Annotated in this window: 18 protein-coding genes and 1 riboswitch; of the genes, 16 read left to right on the forward strand and 2 right to left on the reverse strand. The window is 44.7% G+C overall.

All coding sequences use genetic code 11. The annotated features are described in order from the left end of the window. Positions 1–129 precede the first annotated feature (129 nt). The 13 genes from PLE34_RS06995 (at position 130) to PLE34_RS07055 (ending at position 14,542) form a co-directional block, all read left to right on the forward strand. Positions 130–426 carry a hypothetical protein gene (locus PLE34_RS06995; RefSeq protein WP_324555314.1) on the forward strand — a complete coding sequence of 99 codons (297 nt, stop codon included), beginning with the start codon at positions 130–132 and terminating at the stop codon, positions 424–426. 29 nt (positions 427–455) lie between these two features. Further along, a riboswitch (SAM riboswitch) is annotated at positions 456–579 on the reverse strand. 261 nt (positions 580–840) lie between these two features. Next, positions 841–1,575: a phosphoadenylyl-sulfate reductase gene (locus PLE34_RS07000; RefSeq protein ID WP_324555316.1), complete on the forward strand. Its 735-nt coding sequence runs from the start codon at positions 841–843 to the stop codon at positions 1,573–1,575. Positions 1,576–1,696: 121 nt separating this feature from the next. Further along, positions 1,697–2,605 carry a sulfate adenylyltransferase subunit CysD gene (cysD, locus tag PLE34_RS07005; RefSeq protein ID WP_324555318.1) on the forward strand — a complete coding sequence of 303 codons (909 nt, stop codon included), beginning with the start codon at positions 1,697–1,699 and terminating at the stop codon, positions 2,603–2,605. A 74-nt stretch (positions 2,606–2,679) separates the two neighbouring features. Next, positions 2,680–3,924 (forward strand): sulfate adenylyltransferase subunit 1, encoded by a 1,245-nt coding sequence (locus PLE34_RS07010; protein ID WP_324555321.1) that lies wholly within the window; start codon positions 2,680–2,682, stop codon positions 3,922–3,924. 61 nt (positions 3,925–3,985) lie between these two features. Further along, on the forward strand, positions 3,986–4,798 hold the full coding sequence (gene epsC / locus PLE34_RS07015) for a serine O-acetyltransferase EpsC (protein ID WP_324555323.1): 813 nt from the start codon (positions 3,986–3,988) through the stop codon (positions 4,796–4,798). Positions 4,799–4,844: 46 nt separating this feature from the next. Next, positions 4,845–5,696 (forward strand): uroporphyrinogen-III C-methyltransferase, encoded by an 852-nt coding sequence (cobA, locus tag PLE34_RS07020; RefSeq protein WP_324555325.1) that lies wholly within the window; start codon positions 4,845–4,847, stop codon positions 5,694–5,696. After that, on the forward strand, positions 5,680–7,377 hold the full coding sequence (locus tag PLE34_RS07025; RefSeq protein ID WP_324555327.1) for a diflavin oxidoreductase: 1,698 nt from the start codon (positions 5,680–5,682) through the stop codon (positions 7,375–7,377). Before cobA ends, PLE34_RS07025 begins: the two co-directional genes overlap by 17 nt. 111 nt (positions 7,378–7,488) lie before the next feature. After that, entirely contained in the window at positions 7,489–9,162 is a 1,674-nt protein-coding gene (cysI, locus tag PLE34_RS07030) for an assimilatory sulfite reductase (NADPH) hemoprotein subunit (protein ID WP_324555329.1), read from the forward strand. Between the two features lie 178 nt (positions 9,163–9,340). Beyond that, entirely contained in the window at positions 9,341–10,852 is a 1,512-nt protein-coding gene (locus tag PLE34_RS07035; RefSeq protein ID WP_324555331.1) for a TSUP family transporter, read from the forward strand. A 66-nt stretch (positions 10,853–10,918) separates the two neighbouring features. Continuing rightward, positions 10,919–11,356 (forward strand): OsmC family protein, encoded by a 438-nt coding sequence (locus tag PLE34_RS07040; protein WP_324555333.1) that lies wholly within the window; start codon positions 10,919–10,921, stop codon positions 11,354–11,356. A gap of 118 nt (positions 11,357–11,474) precedes the next feature. Next, complete coding sequence (locus PLE34_RS07045) at positions 11,475–12,644, forward strand: trans-sulfuration enzyme family protein (protein ID WP_324555336.1); 1,170 nt, start codon at positions 11,475–11,477, stop codon at positions 12,642–12,644. A 75-nt stretch (positions 12,645–12,719) separates the two neighbouring features. After that, positions 12,720–13,820, forward strand: a complete 1,101-nt coding sequence (locus tag PLE34_RS07050; RefSeq protein ID WP_324555338.1) for an acyltransferase family protein — start codon at positions 12,720–12,722, stop codon at positions 13,818–13,820. Positions 13,821–14,032: 212 nt separating this feature from the next. Continuing rightward, complete coding sequence (locus PLE34_RS07055) at positions 14,033–14,542, forward strand: DinB family protein (protein WP_324555340.1); 510 nt, start codon at positions 14,033–14,035, stop codon at positions 14,540–14,542. A gap of 140 nt (positions 14,543–14,682) precedes the next feature. Here the strand turns inward: PLE34_RS07055 and PLE34_RS07060 are convergent, their stop codons facing one another. Both PLE34_RS07060 and PLE34_RS07065 read right to left on the reverse strand, forming a co-directional pair. Then, complete coding sequence (locus PLE34_RS07060) at positions 14,683–15,075, reverse strand: GreA/GreB family elongation factor (RefSeq protein ID WP_324555342.1); 393 nt, start codon at positions 15,073–15,075, stop codon at positions 14,683–14,685. 563 nt (positions 15,076–15,638) lie between these two features. Beyond that, positions 15,639–16,001 (reverse strand): putative zinc-binding protein, encoded by a 363-nt coding sequence (locus PLE34_RS07065; RefSeq protein WP_324555344.1) that lies wholly within the window; start codon positions 15,999–16,001, stop codon positions 15,639–15,641. Between the two features lie 190 nt (positions 16,002–16,191). Here PLE34_RS07065 and queD point away from each other — a divergent pair, with 190 nt between their 5' ends. The 3 genes from queD to PLE34_RS07080 all read left to right on the forward strand — a co-directional run bounded on the left by queD (position 16,192) and on the right by PLE34_RS07080 (position 18,963). Then, positions 16,192–16,548, forward strand: a complete 357-nt coding sequence (gene queD / locus PLE34_RS07070; RefSeq protein ID WP_324555346.1) for a 6-carboxytetrahydropterin synthase QueD — start codon at positions 16,192–16,194, stop codon at positions 16,546–16,548. 288 nt (positions 16,549–16,836) lie between these two features. After that, the gene (locus tag PLE34_RS07075) at positions 16,837–17,463 is read left to right on the forward strand and encodes a Crp/Fnr family transcriptional regulator (RefSeq protein WP_324555348.1); all 627 of its coding nucleotides are present in this window, start codon (positions 16,837–16,839) and stop codon (positions 17,461–17,463) included. Between the two features lie 111 nt (positions 17,464–17,574). Beyond that, positions 17,575–18,963 (forward strand): APC family permease, encoded by a 1,389-nt coding sequence (locus PLE34_RS07080; protein WP_324555350.1) that lies wholly within the window; start codon positions 17,575–17,577, stop codon positions 18,961–18,963. Positions 18,964–19,114 lie beyond the last annotated feature (151 nt).

Genomic DNA, 19,114 nt, shown 5'->3' on the forward strand with positions numbered 1-19,114 from the left:
AAAAGAAGCGCTGTGAATACTGCAGGAGGTAATTAACCTAAAGTGGGTTATATGTTAAACGGTATGCCTTACGGCATACAACAACAAACAATACACAGGGGCGTATTGGGGTAAATGCTATGTTCAGCGGTGGATAACATATACTTTCTAAAGCAGGTAAAATTAATAGACTTTACCATCATTCCCAATTTTGGGGCTGTTAATTTCAACTATATATTCAGGCACACCCGGCAGTACTTGTTTGCATGCCCGGATTATACAGGCCGTTATTCCAAACAACCACACATGCAGCAAATAAAACCTGTTCTGTATAATAATACCCGGCGAGAAAAAGGGAATGCTATCGGCCGGATGGAATCATTTTCCCGGCTGGCAGCAAATAAAAAAGCCCTTCCGGCAGCAGCGGGAAGAGCTTTGATAGTATAACCAGTTTAAGAGTAATCAGCTTTTCATCCGACTTATCTGCTCCGCCCGGGCGGAAATGGAATTGGCACCTTTTCCCATATTGTAATTAATAACACTATGAAATAGGTTGTCAAGGCTTCGATGGGCCAGTCCCTCAGCCTTTCTCGATAAGTAATAATAATAAGAACTGGTGCAAAGATAATATCAAAACGGCTGAAAAATCAAAAAAATAAATTGTTGCTGAAATAAATTGGCCAAACAAAATTCTGTACTATCTTTGTCCACCAGTTTAATAGAGTAATGCAGATCGCTTTGATGGTAATCAATAAGAAATATAGTTGCTGCTGTTGTTGTCGCCTGTAACGGTATATCACAATCCCGCAGGGAATAAACAGTTCAACGGATACTTTTGTTTGCTATCAATTTAAGTGTATTATGACTCAGCCGATTCCTCAAAGCGAAATTCAAAGCATTTCACAGCTTACGCAATCGCCGGATATTGTTCAAAATTTCCGGGCGCTGTTGGAGCGCTACCCCGGTGAAGTAGTTTTTTCTACCAGCTTTAGCTGGGAAGACCAGGCAATTTCCCACTTAATATTTAATGAAGCACTGCAAATACAGGTATTTACCTTAGATACCGGACGCCTGTTCCCGGAAACCTATTCTACCTGGAGCCGCACATTGGAAAAATACAACCAGCCTATTACAGCCTTCTATCCCAACAGCTCAACACTACAGCAATTCGTAGCCGAAAAAGGCCCTAACAGCTTTTATGAATCGGTTGACAACCGCAAACAATGCTGTTTTATCCGCAAAGTGGAACCGCTGCAAAGAGCGCTCAAAAATAAAAAAGTATGGGTCACCGGTATACGCGCAGCGCATTCTCCCAACCGCAGCGATATGCAGCAAATTGAATGGGATGGCGCCAATAATATCGTCAAGTACCACCCGCTGCTTCACTGGACAACAACTGAAGTAAAGGCATTTATCAGTGACAACAATATTCCCTATAACCCATTGCACGACAAAGGCTTTGTAAGCATTGGCTGTGCACCATGCACCAGGGCCATTAAGCCGGGAGAAGATTTTCGCGCCGGCAGGTGGTGGTGGGAAGATGCAACAAAAAAGGAATGTGGGTTGCATGTGCATGAGGAAAATGTGAAAATGTGAAAACCTGCCTGCCGGCAGGCAGTTGTGAGAATGTGAACATGAAGGGATTTTAACTATAAACTGTAAACTATAAATGATTTGTGGGAATGACCTTTAACTATAACGCAATTAACTGAAATAGATGAATAACTACCATTTAGATTATTTAGACGAACTGGAGTCGGAATCCATACATATTTTCCGCGAAGTAGCAGGACAGTTTGAAAAACCCGCCCTATTATTCAGCGGAGGAAAGGATTCTATTACATTAGTACATCTTGCCCTGAAAGCATTTCGCCCCGGCAAATTTCCTTTTCCTTTGGTACATATTGATACCGGCCACAATTTTCCTGAAGCTTTACAATTCCGCGATTACCTGGCAGAGCAGATCGGAGAGAAACTGATCGTGCGCCATGTGGAAGATACCATTAAAGCAAAACGGCTTACAGAACAAAAAGGAAAATTCGCCAGCCGCAACCAGTTACAAACCTATACACTGTTAGACACCATTGAAGAATTTGGTTTTGACGCCTGCATTGGCGGCGCCCGAAGGGATGAAGAAAAAGCAAGGGCAAAGGAAAGGATATTTTCTGTGCGCGATGAGTTTGGACAATGGGATCCCAAGCGGCAACGCCCTGAACTGTGGAATATTTATAACGGTAAAATTCATAAAGGGGAAAACGTAAGAGCGTTTCCGATCAGCAACTGGACCGAATTAGACGTATGGAACTATATACGGCGCGAAAAAATAGCATTGCCTTCTATTTATTTCTCCCACAACCGGGAAGTACTGGAATACGAAGGACAATACGTAGCCGTATCTGATTTTATACGGATTGATGAAACCGATGTAATTGTACAGAAAAAAGTACGCTACCGTACCGTAGGCGATATGACCTGTACTGCTGCGGTGGCATCTGAAGCTTCTACCATAGAGGATATTATCAGCGAAATCATCGCCACTAAAACAAGTGAACGCGGCGAAACACGTATTGATGATAAAGTGTCTGAAGCCGCTATGGAAGACAGGAAGAAGAACGGCTACTTTTAAGTGGTAAGGGATAAGGAGTAAGTAGTAAGACACGGTAAACTCCAAACTATAAACTACAAACTACAAATACACTAATGGACATACTCAGATTTATAACAGCGGGAAGTGTGGATGATGGCAAAAGCACGTTAATAGGGCGTTTGCTGTACGACAGTAAAAACATTATGGTAGATCAGTTGGAAGCCATGGAAAAGCAAACCAAAAACAGGGCTGAAGGCGATATTGACCTGGCCCTGCTTACGGATGGACTGCGTGCCGAAAGAGAACAGGGTATTACGATTGACGTGGCGTATAAGTATTTTACTACTCCCAAACGTAAATTTATTATAGCCGATGCACCGGGGCATATTCAGTACACCCGCAATATGGTAACAGGCGCCTCCAATTCCGACCTGATCATTATCCTGGTTGATGCACGCAACGGCGTTGCCGAACAAACCCGCCGGCATTCTATTATCGCATCCCTGCTTAATATGCCGCAGGTGATCGTTGCCGTTAATAAAATGGACCTGGTAGATTATTCGCAGGACGTGTATAACAATATCGTTATCGAATATGCCAAACTGGCGAAGGCACTGGAATTAAATGATGTAACCTATATTCCCATCAGCGCGCTGAACGGAGACAACATAGTAGACCGTTCTGCAGCACTGCAGTGGTACGAAGGCGATCCGCTGCTTCACCTGCTCGAAAACGTGGAAGTGCAAAAAGTGATTAACCTCGACAAAGCACGCTTTCCCGTGCAGTATGTAATTCGTCCTCAAACGGAAGCATTACATGATTACCGCGGATACGCCGGTAAAATTATAAGCGGGATCTACAAAAAAGGCGATGCCATAACCGTTTTACCTTCAGGAGCAACCAGTACCATCAAAGCCATAGAAATAGACGGTGGAAAGCTGGTTGATGAGGCCTTTGCGCCACAGGCTGTTGTGTTGCATACTGAAGACGATATTGATATCAGCCGCGGCGATGTAATTGTGCTGAACAGCGATTTGCCTCAAACCGCGCAGGAACTGGAAGTGCTGATATGCTGGATGGATACGAAGCCGTTGGTTGCGGGTAATAAATATTTACTGCAAATTAACAGCACAAGGGTAAGAAGCGTGGTAAAGAATATCGCGTTCCGCGTGGATGTGAACTCATTACAAAAAAACGACAGTCCGGCACAGGTAGAATTGAATGACATTGTAAAAGCAACGATTAAAACCGCCCACCCCGTGGTATATGATAGTTATAAAGATTTGCGTGCAAACGGAGGGGCTGTATTAATTGATGAAACCAGCAATGTAACCGTAGGGGCCTGCATGATTCAATAACAGCAATGAAATAATTTCATCTCATAAAATAAATAAACGTACTGCCCCAGGGCACAACATCATGTCTCAGAAAGCATTCATAGCGCAAATAGCCGAATGGAAAAATAAAAGTTTTTCGGCCATTCCGGATAAGGAACTGGCCACGCTTTTTATTGACGACCTTTTTAGCTTACTCTTTCTTCCTGCTACGCTGAGGCAGCAGAATCAATACGAGTTAGAAAAAGCTTTCGAATCCCTGAAAAGCCACCTGTCTACTTTAGTGTATGAAGTAGTAAAAGATGGTAAGGCAGCGCAAAAAGCCAGTGATGATTTTTTTGACGCGCTTCCCGGCCTGTACCACACTCTACAAAAAGACGCGCAGGCCATATTCCTGTACGATCCGGCAGCCCAGTCTCCGGAAGAAATAGTATTGGCCTATCCCGGTTTTTACGCAATAGCCATATACCGTTTTTCTAACCAGTTATGGAAACAGCAGGTAAAAATGCTGCCGCGCCTCTTTACCGAATACGCGCACAGCAAAACAGGCATTGATATACATCCGGGCGCTACCATTGGCGAATCATTTTTTATTGATCACGGTACGGGTATTGTTATCGGGGAAACTACCGTAATAGGAAAGCATGTAAAAATTTACCAGGGAGTAACCATTGGCGCGTTAAGCACTTCCAGGGAGAAAGTTACCGGTAAACGCCACCCTACCATTGAAGATAACGTGATCATCTATTCCGGCGCAACGATATTAGGCGGTGAAACGCTTATTGGTAAAAACAGTATTATCGGTGGAAATGTGTGGTTAACCCAATCCGTTCCACCCAACGTAATGGTGGAAAATCATAGCGGCATAATACAAAAGGATAAAATGAAAGAGGTATAATAATTTTTTTATTTATTTAAAAGTCTACAAAATAAGTTAACTACTAATGATACCGGGGGAAATAACCAAAGGGGGTAAAGTGATACTGGCGGCTGCGGGTCCGGGCGATCCCGAACTAATAACGGTGAAGGCTGTACGCTACCTGCAGCAGGCGGATGTGGTATTAACAGACCGCTTAGTGAGCAACGATATATTGAAGCAATACGTTAACCCGCATGCCAGAGTCATATACGTAGGCAAACAATGCCGGCGCGGAAATTCCACGCCGCAGCAAACCATTAATCAGCTCATGATAGACTATGCTTCAGAGGGTAAATTAGTGGTTCGGTTAAAGGGTGGAGATGTATCCGTTTTTTCCAACATACTGGATGAGCTGCAGGTACTGGTGCAACATCATATCGCCTATGAAATCATACCCGGTGTAACCGCAGCCCTGGGCGCCGCTGCCTATGCGGGCATCCCTTTAACAGCAAGAGGGCATTCCACAGCGGTACGCCTGCTTACCTATTATAAATCAGACGTGGTACCCGATCAGTACTGGCAGGAAATTGCAGGCACAAACGATACGCTGGTATTTTATATGTCGGCCGAAACCGTTGAAGGTATCGTGTCCAAACTGATCCGCTATGGCGTGGGCAGGGACAAGCATATTGCGGTAATAGAACAGGCCACCACCCCCTTACAACAGGTGCATACCGCAAACATTTACGATTATTTACAACAATTCCGGGACATGTCCTTCATTTCCCCCTCGCTGGTGATTATAGGAAAAGTAGTAGCCCTGCATGAGCAGTTTGCATGGTTTGCCAACGCGCCGGAAAGAGCACAATATTTTAAATCAATAGCGTCATTGCAAAATAATACTCACAATCAGCAAGCACATGTTAGCAGAGCATAGACTAAAAGCATTCCAGGATCTCATTACCCAGTCGTCCCGCGAGGAGCTGATATGGATGAATGGGTTTATCGCAGGATTGGTAGCATCCGAAGCCAATGGAACAGGGGCGCCGGAAAAAATTAATACCGCACCCCGCGTTAATAAAATTTCTATTTTATTTGGCACGGAAACCGGGAACTCAAAAAAGGTTGCCACCGAATTTGCCACGCAGGCCAAAAAGAGCGGCATTAATGTAAAGCTCAGCGCTATTGACCAGTATCGCATAAACGACCTGGCTAAGGAAGAATATGTGCTTCTGGTGATCAGTACACAGGGAGACGGCGAACCACCCGTTACAGCAAAAAAATTCTACGACCATATACACCAGCAGCCGCTTGCGCTTGATAAAATGAAATTTAGTGTGCTGGCGTTAGGCGACAGCTCTTACCCTCTGTTCTGCAAGGCAGGTGAAGATGTAGACTGCCAGTTGACTAAGCTGGGCGCAAAACGTATTGTGCCTTTACAAAAATGTGATACGGAATATGCCGAAGAAGCTGCTGTTTGGTTTTCACAGGTAATGAAAGCATTGAGCGAGGGAAGTAGCAGCAATACGGCATCAGTTCCCGCTAAAAAACCAAAAGGCAAAAAGAACTACACGGGCGTTATACTCACCAACCTTAATCTTAACGACCGCGGTTCCAACAAACAAACCCATCACATTGAAATTGCCGTTGATGAAGATATCCAGTATGAGCCCGGGGATTCCATCGGTCTGATCCCGCATAACAGGAAGGAACTGGTAGAAAACATTATAGCGCTTACCGGCGTTGATCCGGATGCCACTATTGAATTCAGGAAAGAACGGCATACCATAGCCGAAGCGCTTACCCGGAAAATAAATATCATCCATCTCCCGGAAAGAGTAGTAAAACAATACGCATCGGTTATCCAGCAGGAAATTCCGGATACGCGTATAGATTTGCTCGACCTGCTGCGCATTTACCCCGTAAAAGACGCAACGCAATTTGAACAGGTAATACCCATACTGGAGCCCATTGCTCCCCGGTTATATTCCGTTTCCTCATCGCCCGAAGCACATAGCGGTGAAGTGCATATTACCGTGGCGAGGGATAAGTTCAGCATCAACGGAGAAATAAAATATGGCTTATGCTCGGATTTTTTGTCGCAACTGGAGCCCGATTCCACGATTGATTTTTATGTACATAAAAACGCACAATTCAAATTGCCCGCCGCGAACAAAGATGTTATCATGATCGGGCCGGGCACAGGCATTGCACCGTTCAGGTCTTTCCTTGCTGAAAGAGATGCTACAGGTGCTGACGGGCGTAACTGGCTTTTTTTCGGCGACCAGTGCTTTGTTACCGATTTTCTTTACCAAACGGAAATTCAGAACTGGGCCGATACCGGCGTATTAACGAATGTGCATCTTGCCTTTTCAAGAGACCAGCAATCTAAAATATATGTGCAACACCGTATGCTGGAGCATGCGGCCGAACTGTGGCAGTGGATTACCGGAGGCGCGTATGTATATGTATGCGGCACCAGAGCACCCATGAGCACCGATGTAGAAAACGCCCTGATACAGATCGCACAGCATTATGGCGGCAAATCGGTAACCGAAGCCGTTTCATTTGTTGAAAACCTGAAAGAAGAAGGAAGGTATTTGCTGGATGTGTATTAAAATTTGAGATTCAGGCAAATCAAAACCTGAATCAGTATAAGGATCAAATTCATATTGCGCTGATTGCAGTTGAATAATTTCAAATCTTAAATATCAAATTTCAAATATTGTATGTCTGAAAAAAACAACCTGTCGTCAACCGAACATATAAAAATGAAGAGCGACGGTCTGCGGGGTACTTTAAAAGAAAGCCTGAGAGATCAGATAACAGGCGCCATCCGGGAAGATGACCGGTCGGTGGTAAAGTTTCACGGCATGTACCAGCAGGACGACCGGGACAGAAGAGCGGAAAGAAGTGAAAAAAAATTAGAGTGGCTCTATTCCTTTATGATCCGGTTACGCATTCCCGGCGGTTTCATCACCAGCGAGCAGTGGGAAGCGCTCCATCACGTGGCAGGAGCTTATACTACCGGCGTAATTAAAATAACCACCCGGCAAACCATCCAGTTGCACGGCATTTTAAAATCAAATGTAAAACCTACCATAAAAGCATTTAATACTGCCAAACTGGATTCTATTTCGGCCTGCGGCGATGTGAACAGGAATGTAATATGCGCGGCCCACCCCAAGTTTTCTCCCGTGCACGAGGAGATATTCGATTACGCCAAAAAGTTTAGCCAGCTTGGTTTGCCCAAAACAAAAGCCTATTATGAAGTGTGGTTAGATGAAAAACCACTCGCAGATAAAAAAGAGGAAGAAGATCCTTTATACCAGGACAGGTATTTACCGCGCAAATTTAAGATCGGCATTGCCATTCCGCCCAACAATGATGTAGATGTTTTTGCCAATGATTGCGGACTGGTTGCCATATTGGAAAATGATAAGCTGGTAGGTTTTAATATAGCTGCCGGGGGCGGCATGGGCGCCACGCATGGTAATGCCGCCACCTACCCACGGCTGGGCACTGTATTAGGCTTTGTTTCGGGTGAAGAAAAAGTTCTAAAAGCCGTTTATGAAATGATTACGGTTCAGCGCGATTTTGGCAACCGCAGCGACAGGAAATTATCGCGGCTGAAATATACGCTCGACAATATGGGCGTGGAAGCCTTTAAAGCCGAGTTGGAAAAACGTTGCGGATTTAAGCTTGAGCCCGAAAGGCCTTACCAGTTTACCGGCCGCACAGATTTTTACGGCTGGCACAAAAATCATGAAGGCAAATGGTATTATACCGTTTTTGTGGAAAACGGACGGGTGCTTGATGATGAACAACAGGCATTAAAAACCGCATTTCTCGAAATCGCACAATTGCATAAAACGAATTTCAGGTTTACCTGCAATCAGAATATTATTATAGCCGATGTAAACGATGGCGATAAAGCAGAGATAGACGCGATACTCAGAAAATACAGGATCATTGATCATACCAGCAATGCTAGTCCGCTTCGTAAGGAATCTATGGCCTGCGTAGCATTCAATACCTGCCCGCTGGCGCTGGCGGAAGCACAGCGTGTTTTACCGGGATTGATTTCCAAAATGGAACCGCTATTAAATAAATACGGACTGGAAGACGACAACATCAGCGTGCGCATGACAGGTTGCCCCAATGGCTGCGCCAGACCATACGCAGCGGAAATTGCGCTCATCGGAACCGCTTACGGATACTATAATTTGCAAATTGGAGGCGACAGAACAGGCACAAGGTTAAATAAATTATATAAGGAAAGCTTAAATGAGGATGGCATCATAGAGGAACTGGATGGTTTATTCAAAGTATACAGCGGCAAACGAAATGAGGGTGAAACCTTTGGCGATTTTGCCAAAAGAGTGAAATGGGTGGAGTATTAAGTTAATGTGGGAAATATGGAAACATGAAAATGTGGAAATGTGGGGAATACGAAAATGTGGCGGTCGGTACGCGAAGCAGGAGCGTCAGATCGCAGGCAAATTTGACAACCTTGTACCCTGAACCATAAACTATAAACAACAAACTATAAACCACGACAGCTTTCAATTAAACAACGTAATGGCAGAAACAACAACCATACAGGAAACCAATCAGCTCTTCCCTGTTTTTTTAAAGCTGGAGCAATTGAAACTGCTGATTGTGGGAGCAGGTAATGTGGGACTGGAGAAGCTGCACGCGGTATTGCAAAATTCACCCGCTACCGCTGTTACTATTGTTGCACCGGAAATAAAGGCGGAAGTGAAGATCCTCGCTGAAAAACATACTAATATAACCATCGTGGAAGGCGCCTATGATAAAGCTGCTTTAAACGATGCTGACCTGGTGATCGTTGCCGTAAACAACAGCATCCTGGGCGAACAGATAAGATCAGATGCGCACGAAAGAGGCTTACTGGTGAATGTTGCGGACACGCCTGATTTATGCGATTTTTACCTGGGATCTATTGTTAAAAAAGGCAATCTGAAAGTAGCCATTTCCACCAATGGCAAATCACCTACCATTGCCAAACGCTTAAAGGAAGCCTTTAATGAAATATTACCGGAAGAATTAGACGATGTATTACATAATATGGAAGCCATCCGTAAAAAAATGAATGGCAATTTTGCAAGAAAGGTGCATGAGCTTAATCATATCACTAAAGTGCTTTCCGTTAAGGATCTCCCGGAACCAAAGAGCAATAGTGAAAAACGATGGCGGCGTATTGTAACCTGGTGCTTATTTGCGTTCTTTTTTATGTTTGCCGGTCACCTGGTGCTATCCTATCTTCCATTAGCAAGTCTTGTTGATTCGGCAAAGGAAGGTATCCTCCAATTAGACAGTAAGTTTTACTGGATGATAGCGGCAGGGTTTCTGGCGCAAATGGTAGACGGCATGCTGGGCATGGGCTACGGCGTGGTATCCACCACCATACTGATGTCGCTCGGCATCAATATTGCGGCCATAAGCGGCAGCATACATACGGCGGAAATGTTTTCCAGCGGCGCATCGGGCTACACGCATTACAAATTTGGCAACGTAAATAAAAAGCTGTTTAAAGCATTATTAATTCCCGGAATAGTAGGCGCCGTATTAGGCGCCTACCTGCTTTCAAAATTCGGCGAGGAGTATGCAGGATACATCCGTCCCCTGATTGCCTGCTATACCATGCTGCTGGGTGTGCGTATCCTTATCATTTCTTTCAGAAAGAAAACGAAGAAACCCAAAAAGGTAAAACGGGTAGGATGGCTGGCCGGAGCAGGAGGCTTCCTGGATTCCTTTGGCGGTGGTGGATGGGGCCCGCTGGTTACCAGTACGTTGATATCTAAGGGCAGGAGCCCGCGCTTTGTGATAGGCTCAGTAAGCATTACCGAATTCTTTGTAACATTTGCCAGCGCGCTCACTTTTTTTACGATGATAGGCGTAAGCCACTGGCAGATTATTGTTGGGCTCATCATTGGCGGAGTAGTGGCAGCGCCGCTGGCAGCGAGGCTGGTGGGTAAATTACCTACCAAAACCATGTTCATAGCTGTAGGTACGATGGTTATTATATGGAGCCTCAGGATCCTGCTAAAATCTGCAGGGATATTATAACATTCGTTACAAACCAACTAAAAAAACCCGATTGCTTTGTACCTTTGCACCCAAATTTAAAGAGCAATGCCGTTAATGCAATTACACCGCACGCAAAATGATTATGGGTTTACCGCTACAGACTCGGGAGGCAATAACCTGTCTATTGATATTCCTGTGGAGCAGGGAGGAAACAGCAAAGGTTTTCGTCCTATGCAACTATTGCTTGCCGGGTTAGGCGGGTGCAGCGCTGTGGATGTGGTGAGCATACTAAAAAAGCAAAAGCAGCAAATAAAAGACTTTTCTATTGATATAGACGGGGAAAGAGAAAAAGGTAAAGAACCTTCACTTTGGGAAGAAGTACAGATCACTTTTCAGCTATCCGGAGAAGTTGATGCTGCAAAAGCCCACCGTGCAGTAGAACTGTCTATGAACAAATATTGCTCCGTTGCCGCTACCTTACGCCAGGCGGGAGCAGCATTAAAATGGAAGGTTGTGGTGAACGGAACGGAGGTAAAACTATAATATGCAGATACAGGAAATGTGAAACCAGGCACCAGCGCAGCCGTTATACGCAATGTGCTGCCCACTATATACCCGTCTTTCGTCCTTCAGTTTAAGGTAATTTAAAAAAATCAAGCAGATGAAGCAACATCCTATTACGCAGGCTGTACGTATTCAAACTTCCCGTACCAAAGAAATGGAACATAGTACCCCTTTATTCCTTACCTCCAGTTTTTGTTTTGAAGACGCCGAACAAATGCGCGCCGCTTTTGCAGGAGAAAATGACAACAATATTTACAGCCGGTTCAGCAACCCTACCGTTCAGGAATTTATTGATAAAATGTGCGCGCTCGAAGGTACTGAAGCAGGATTTGCCACTTCATCGGGCATGAGCGCCATCTTTGGCTGCTTTATGGCTTTTTTAAACAGCGGCGATCATTTGCTGAGCTGCAAATCAATCTTTGGATCTACACATACCATTGTTACCAAATACCTCCATCGCTGGAAAATAGATTACAGCTACGCAGATATCAATAGGCCCGAAACATGGGAATCACTGATCAGGCCAAATACCAAACTGATATACGTAGAAACCCCAACTAACCCGGGACTCGACATTGTGGATATGGAATGGTTGGGTAAGCTGACCAAAAAGCATGGCATTATACTCATCGTGGATAATTGCTTTGCCACGCCTATCCTGCAAAAGCCCGCTGAATACGGCGCCGACCTGGTACTGCATTCCGCCACCAAATGGCTCGACGGACAGGGACGCGTGCTGGGCGGTGTGGTAGTGGGCAGGGAAGACCTTATCCATGAATTGTATTTATTTTGCAGAAATACCGGACCATCACTATCCCCTTTCAATGCATGGGTGTTAAGCAAAAGCTTAGAAACGCTGGATGTACGCATACACCGGCATTGCGACAACGCCGAAGCATTGGTGAAGGCCCTGGATGGCCATCCAAAACTGAACTGGATCAAATACCCTTTTCACCCTACTCACCCCATGTATGCCATTGCCAGGAAGCAAATGACACGCGGCGGCGGACTGGTTACCTTCGATTTAAAGGGCGGCGTTGAAAGCGGCAAAAAATTCATGGACGCGCTGGAGATGCTTTCGCTCACTTCTAATTTAGGCGACACCCGCAGCATTGCTTCGCATCCCGCATCTTCCACCCACTCCAAGCTCAGCGCGGAAGAGCAGGAATCGGTTGGGATAACGCCGGGGCTCATACGTATTTCCGCAGGACTTGAACATGCCAGCGATATCATAGCAGACATTGTACAGGCGCTGGAAAAAAGTTAGCGCTCCTTTATTAGCAGGGGTCGTTTTCATTTTTTATCTTCATAAACCTAAACCGTTTATTATTATAAAAAGGGTATGGAAAAACAAAAACGGCTGCTTTCTGTTGACGCCCTCAGAGGCTTCGACATGCTGCTCATCTCCGGGGGAGGCGCTTTTTTAGTGCGGCTTAAAGGCACTACCGGCTTACAATGGGTAGATGAGGTGGCCGAACAGCTTACCCACCCTGCATGGAACGGCTTCACTTTCTATGATTTCATTTTCCCGCTTTTTTTATTTACGGCAGGGATCGCCCTATCATATTCCATACAATCGGGGTTAAGCCGGGGCATGAACAAAAAAGAATTGTACAGGAAAGCATTCCGCCGCATGCTCATCCTTATAGTGCTGGGCATATTAGATAAAAACATTCCGCTGAATATATTCGATCCCGGTCAAATCCGCTATGGCACCGTATTGGGGCGTATAGGCATTGCTACTTTTATTACCACCCTGCTTTACCTGAATCTTTCTTCCGCACAAAGACTTTACTGGGTAGGTGGCATACTGATGGCTTATTGCGCCGCCCTCTTTTTAATACCCGTTCCCGGCCATGGCGCGGGGGATCTCTCTTTTGAAGGAAACCTGGTGGGGTGGTTCGACCGTACCTTTATGCCCGGCCGCCTGTTGCAAAAAACCTACGATGAAAATGCTTTGCTTACCCAGTTGCCCGCACACTGCCTCACTGTTCTGGGCGCATTTGCAGGCGATATCCTTCAGATGAAAAAATCTGAATACAAAAAACTACAATACCTGGGCATAACAGGGATAGCAGGCATTGGACTGGGGTTGCTATGGAGCACTTTTTTCCCTGTCAATAAACATTTATGGACAAGCTCATTCATTTTGCTTACCGCCGGAATGGCCTTTCTTTTCCTTGCATTCTTTTACTGGACCATAGACGTGCTGGGTTACCGTAAATGGGCCTTCTTTTTTAAAGTGATTGGTATGAATTCACTTGTCATCTATCTCGGCACCCGTTTTATAGATTTTGATTACAGTTCAAAATTGCTTTTTGGCGGATGGTATATGCATATAGCTGACAAATGGCAGCCGGCCTGCAATGCGCTGGGCTCACTGATATTGGTTTGGTTGTTATTGTACTTTTTATACAGGAAAAAAATATTTATCAAAGTATAGAGAGGTAAACACATAGGTACAATAGGAACACTGTAGACAAAATAAGAAAAGCTATGTGCACCTATGTGCCTATGATCCTATGTGTGAAATACTACAGCTGAGGCTGTGAATAACATTGGATATATCCCAAACTTCTTCTATTTCCGGTATTGCTATCAAAAACCATTTATACCTTTACCCTATAAATTACGCTTATTTCAAAATCCATCATCATGCGGCCACTTCCCTCAGACTATGCTCCGTTTTATGAAACCTATGTTTCATTGGTAAAGAGCGATGATATTAAGCAGGCGCTTGCTGCTAGCCTCTCTGATATAGAAAGCTTTCTGCAATCTATACCCGAAAATAAAAGTGATTATGCCTACGCAGAGAACAAATGGACGGTGAAGCAGGTTTTGCAGCATGGTATAGATTCCGAAAGGGTTTTTGCCTACCGTGCCATGTGTATAGCCCGCGGCGAAAAACAACCGCTGCCTTCCTTTGATGAAAACCTGTATGCAGAAAATGCCCCGGTTCAGCACCGCTCATTAAATGGATTGGCGGAAGAACTATTGTTACAAAGAAAATCGTCCATATTATTATTTGAGCATTTTACCGGTGATATGTTACAGGCAAGAGGCATAGCAAGCGGCAAGCCCGTTACCGTGCTGAGTCTCGGCTATATTATTGTTGGGCACTGGCAGCACCACCAGCAAATACTGGCTGAGCGATACCTTGGATAAGAGCCAATCGCAAATACCTGCATGCAAAAATACCCGGGTTAATTCCTGAAGACTGTATGAAATAAATGAAGGGAACGAAGGCGTTAAACATAACACCTTCGTTCCCTTCCAAAAAATACTTACCTTTTCCTGCCTGCTCATCAATAAAACGCTTCTACAGGCGTAACCACATTAATAATAAAAAAATAGCGTACCCCTTTGCTGGTATTCCATTTTAGCTCATCTCCCTTTCTCATGCCAAGCAGCGCGGCGCCTAAGGGGCGGAATACATTATCGGTATTGATAACCGCTGTGCCGGCTTCAGGTACGGCTAACCGGTATTGAAAATTTCTTCTTCCTGTTTTATCTCTTAACAGCAGTAAAGAATTGAGCCGCGCAATATCATAAGCAAAATCGGACTGGTCTACTATTTCTGCAGTTTTCAGCTTTTCCTTTATGGCATCCGACCCGGGCAGATCTATTCCACTTTCTAATAATTTTTTTAGCGTATCTGCGTCTTCTTTCAGAAGCATTGGCTTTTGTGTTTGTTTCATGATGATAATTATTGAGTAGATGATTGATACATTTTATACATACCAGGTAGCCTGTATGTTTATTTGCAATGAGTAGCCTGCATAGCAGGTTATCCATTGCGGAATGAATGGTTGGAAAATAATAACACGCCGTAAAATCTATAACAGCATTACCTGTTTAACAGATTAACCGCAACAAATGTGGATGGTATTCCAATAAAAAAATGATTACCCCGTGCCGGAAGCATATTAGGCCGGGGCTAACGTATTGAAGTCTTTGAAATTGGAGAAGAAATACATCCGCTCACGGGCATACAGCGGTTTGGCCGTTAGATCGGGCATTCCCGTGAGCTTAAAAGATGATATGTAAAATAGTTTTTTCACCAACTGCGAATATAACGAATAAAGCCATCAACAGCTATGTAAAAATGTTAAGTCTGTATCGTACGGGAAAAGTTTTGAGTAACTCCAAAGGAGTTGAAGTTTCAAAATGCTTACGCACACGCTTATATATAATTACCAATGACAAGCAGCGGGTGTATTGCTCGGCTTTGCTGCCCAAAGTTCAACCAGGATAATAAATGCTATATGTTGCTCAGCGTATCCCGTACGGATGCCAGTATATGCTGCGCCTGTTCCGGATCAAAGTTGCCATGCTGTATTTTTTTCACTCCCAGCTTCGAAAGCTCTATGTGTACCGTGGGCTCAATACCATGATTAGCGAGGCATGCTTTTGCACAGGATAAAGGACAACCGTCGAGTACAACAATTTTCCTTCCCGACAAAGCGGTTTTTACTAATTTTTTTACATTACCTCCCACGCCCACAATACACGACATTTCCGCGTCTCCTGCCCTGTCGGCAGTAACTGCAATATAATTGGCCATCTGCGCCGCACTGGAACAGCCCGAGCAGGAATAGATCAGTGGTTTCGTTTGTATATTCATCTGCTAAAACAATCAAATGTAAAAATTGCAGCAAAATTATGCGCTTCGCTGCGTATACATTTTACAGGCCACTGCTAAAAACGCCAGTAGCTGCGTTTTCGCATATTCAAAAATACAGCGCGTATTATCTTGCACCGGAACCGGTAAATATTATTATACCTGCTCCTATTAGTAACATACCTGTTATTCTATGCTGATATTTAAAGACTTTACATTTGATGCGGCTCATTTCCTTCCCGGGCTTCCCGCTGCGCATAAATGCGCAACGCTTCACGGCCATACCTATCATCTCAGGATTTACGCAGAAGGTATCCCCGGCGCACAATCGGGATGGGTTATTGATTTTGGTGAAATAAAAAAAAGCGTTCATCTTATACTGGAACAATTAGATCATACATGCCTGAACAACATACCCGGACTGGAAAACCCAACCTGCGAGCTGATTGCTATATGGATATGGCAACGGTTAAAGCCCCTGCTGCAGCCGCTTGCCCGTATAGAGCTGCGCGAAACACCTACCAGCGGCGTAGTATACGACGGAACATAAAACAACAAACAGCCGCTATATAAAATCTCCCGTTTCGTATACGGTTATATTCTTCCGGAATTTCGTTCCGCAGCATATCAAACATGATAAAAATCAACATACTTTACCACAGGAGTCAGTTTTTTAAAAGCATATAGATAGAATCTTTGATGGCAGGCTCCGGAGAACACAACCCTATGTCTGTTCTTTCCGGCATTTCCTGTTTATACACATATGGCCCAGCCTAATCCAAGATGCAATACCTGCCGGGTTAGAAATTGTTCTGTACTCCGCAACTGTTCGAACGATATGCTCGAAACATTATCTGACAACAAGAAATACCTTTATTTTCAAAAGGGGGAGCGCCTCCTCATTGAAGGACAACACGGAGGAGGTATTTATTTTATCAGGTGGGGCATAGCAAAAATAGAAGTGAATGGTAAAAACGGACGCCCGCTGATCCTTCGTCTTGCAGGAGCAGGTTCCGTTCTGGGCCACCGGATACGCGGCAGTAATAATGAACAACCCTTATCGGTAGAAGCGGTTGAAGATTTATATGTATGCCATATCAGCCTTGCCCTCTATGATCAATTACTTGAAAAGAGTGCTGCACTTCACAGCGGGATGATGCAATCATTGCTGAACGAAATACGGGAGGTTGAGCTGCATGCCGTGCGCCTCACCCATCTCTCCGTTAAAGAAAGGGTAGCAGGAGCCTTATTGCACATCGCCGCATTATACCAGTATCAACCCGGTAGCAATGGCATTCGCGTTCACTTAGAGCGGCAGGACCTGGCCGATCTCTCCGGCACTACCAGAGAACAGGTATCCAGGATGCTTACTGAGTTGCAACAAACTGGTTTGATAAAATTCAGGGGGAAACATTTCAAGTTTTTCGACCTTAACGGTTTGCAGCACATTGCAGCCCTCCGTTAAAGTGCGTTGGAACGCCTCCGGATAAGTTCCCATTAAAATTCTCTTCCGTAAATCGGCTCACTTCCCGTCTTTATTTGTATTTTAACCGCTTTATTATTTCAAAACCAGTTTATGAGCATTCCCTCCCAACTGAACCGGACCCTTGGTTTACGTATAGCCATTATAGTGGTAATGGGTAATATTATCGGTTCAGGTGTATATAAAAAGGTGGCGCCCATGGCCGCCGAACTGCATTCACCCGGATGGGTACTGATCTGCTGGCTGCTGGGTGGGGTCATTACCCTTATGGGAGCGCTCTGTAATGCCGAAATTGCCAGTATGCTGGCCAATACAGGCGGAGAATACGCCTATTATAAAAAGATCTACGGCCGGTTCTTTTCTTTTTTATATGGCTGGTCTAATTTTACGGCCATTAAAACCGCCGCGGTGGCCGGCATTGCCTATGTTTTTGCCCAATCGCTGCACAGCATTGTACAACTTCCACCGCTATTAGCATCATGGGCCGATGTCAATATTGCTGGCGTATTCTACCCTTTCGCAGGCTTTAATGTAAAGTTCGCAGCTATTGTATTGATTGCCCTGCTCACCTGGATCAACACCACCGGACTTAAAACCGGTGCAGGACTAAGCACCGTGCTTATGCTGCTGGTATTAGCAGGCATAACACTGATCGTAGTATCCGGATTGAGCAGTTCGCAGGCAAACCTTCCCTCAGTGTTTAGCCTGGAAACATCCAACGCATCGCCGGTTACGATGAGCGCCGTTTTTACTGCTATGCTGGCTGCATTTTGGGCATATGAAGGATGGAACTCTGTTGGATTTCTGGGTGGTGAGATCAAAAACCCGCATCGCAACGTGCCGTTAAGCATTACCATTGGTTTGCTGCTGGTGATTACACTTTACTTCTTGGTTAACATGACATATCTCGCCGTATTGTCCACACCAAACATGGAACAGGTACATGCCGCCAACAATACGATTGCCGCTGTAGAAGCCGTAAAAACTTTTGCAGGCAGCACCGGCGTATTTCTTATTTCACTATTAATACTGGTAACTACATTGGGCTGCACGCATGCCACTATTTTGAGCAATGCACGTACATATTATGCTATGGCAACGGAAAAAGTATTCTTTTCAAAAGTAGCCAGGCTAAATAAAGCAAAGGTTCCGGGCAATGCGTTATGGTTCCAGGGCACATGGGCATGTTTACTGGTATTGTCGGGCACTTTCGACCAGCTAACCGACATGCTTATTTTTGCCGCCTTTATATATTATGGAGCCACCACTTTAGGTGTATTTATTTTAAGAAAAAAGATGCCCGATACACCAAGACCCTATAAAGTGTGGGGTTATCCTGTTGTGCCGGCGCTATTCATTTTGTTCTGCATTTTGCTGGTAAGCAATACGCTTATTGAGCGGCCACGTGAAGCAGGAATAGGATTAACGCTGATATTATTAGGTATTCCGTTTTACTGGTGGTTCAGGAGAAGCAAAGACTGATGTTACAGGTTGCAAGGTGCAGGCTGTCATCGCATTTCGCTTCAAACTTCACAACTTGTATTTGGAATCTGTTAAGGCATACAGGTTTTATCTGCTACGATGGACAAGCTTGGTTCTTGTGATTTGCCTTTTGGTATTTCATCCTTGTAAC

This window comes from Agriterribacter sp. (assembly GCF_035445465.1).
In the GTDB taxonomy this organism is placed as follows: Bacteria; Bacteroidota; Bacteroidia; order Chitinophagales; family Chitinophagaceae; genus Agriterribacter.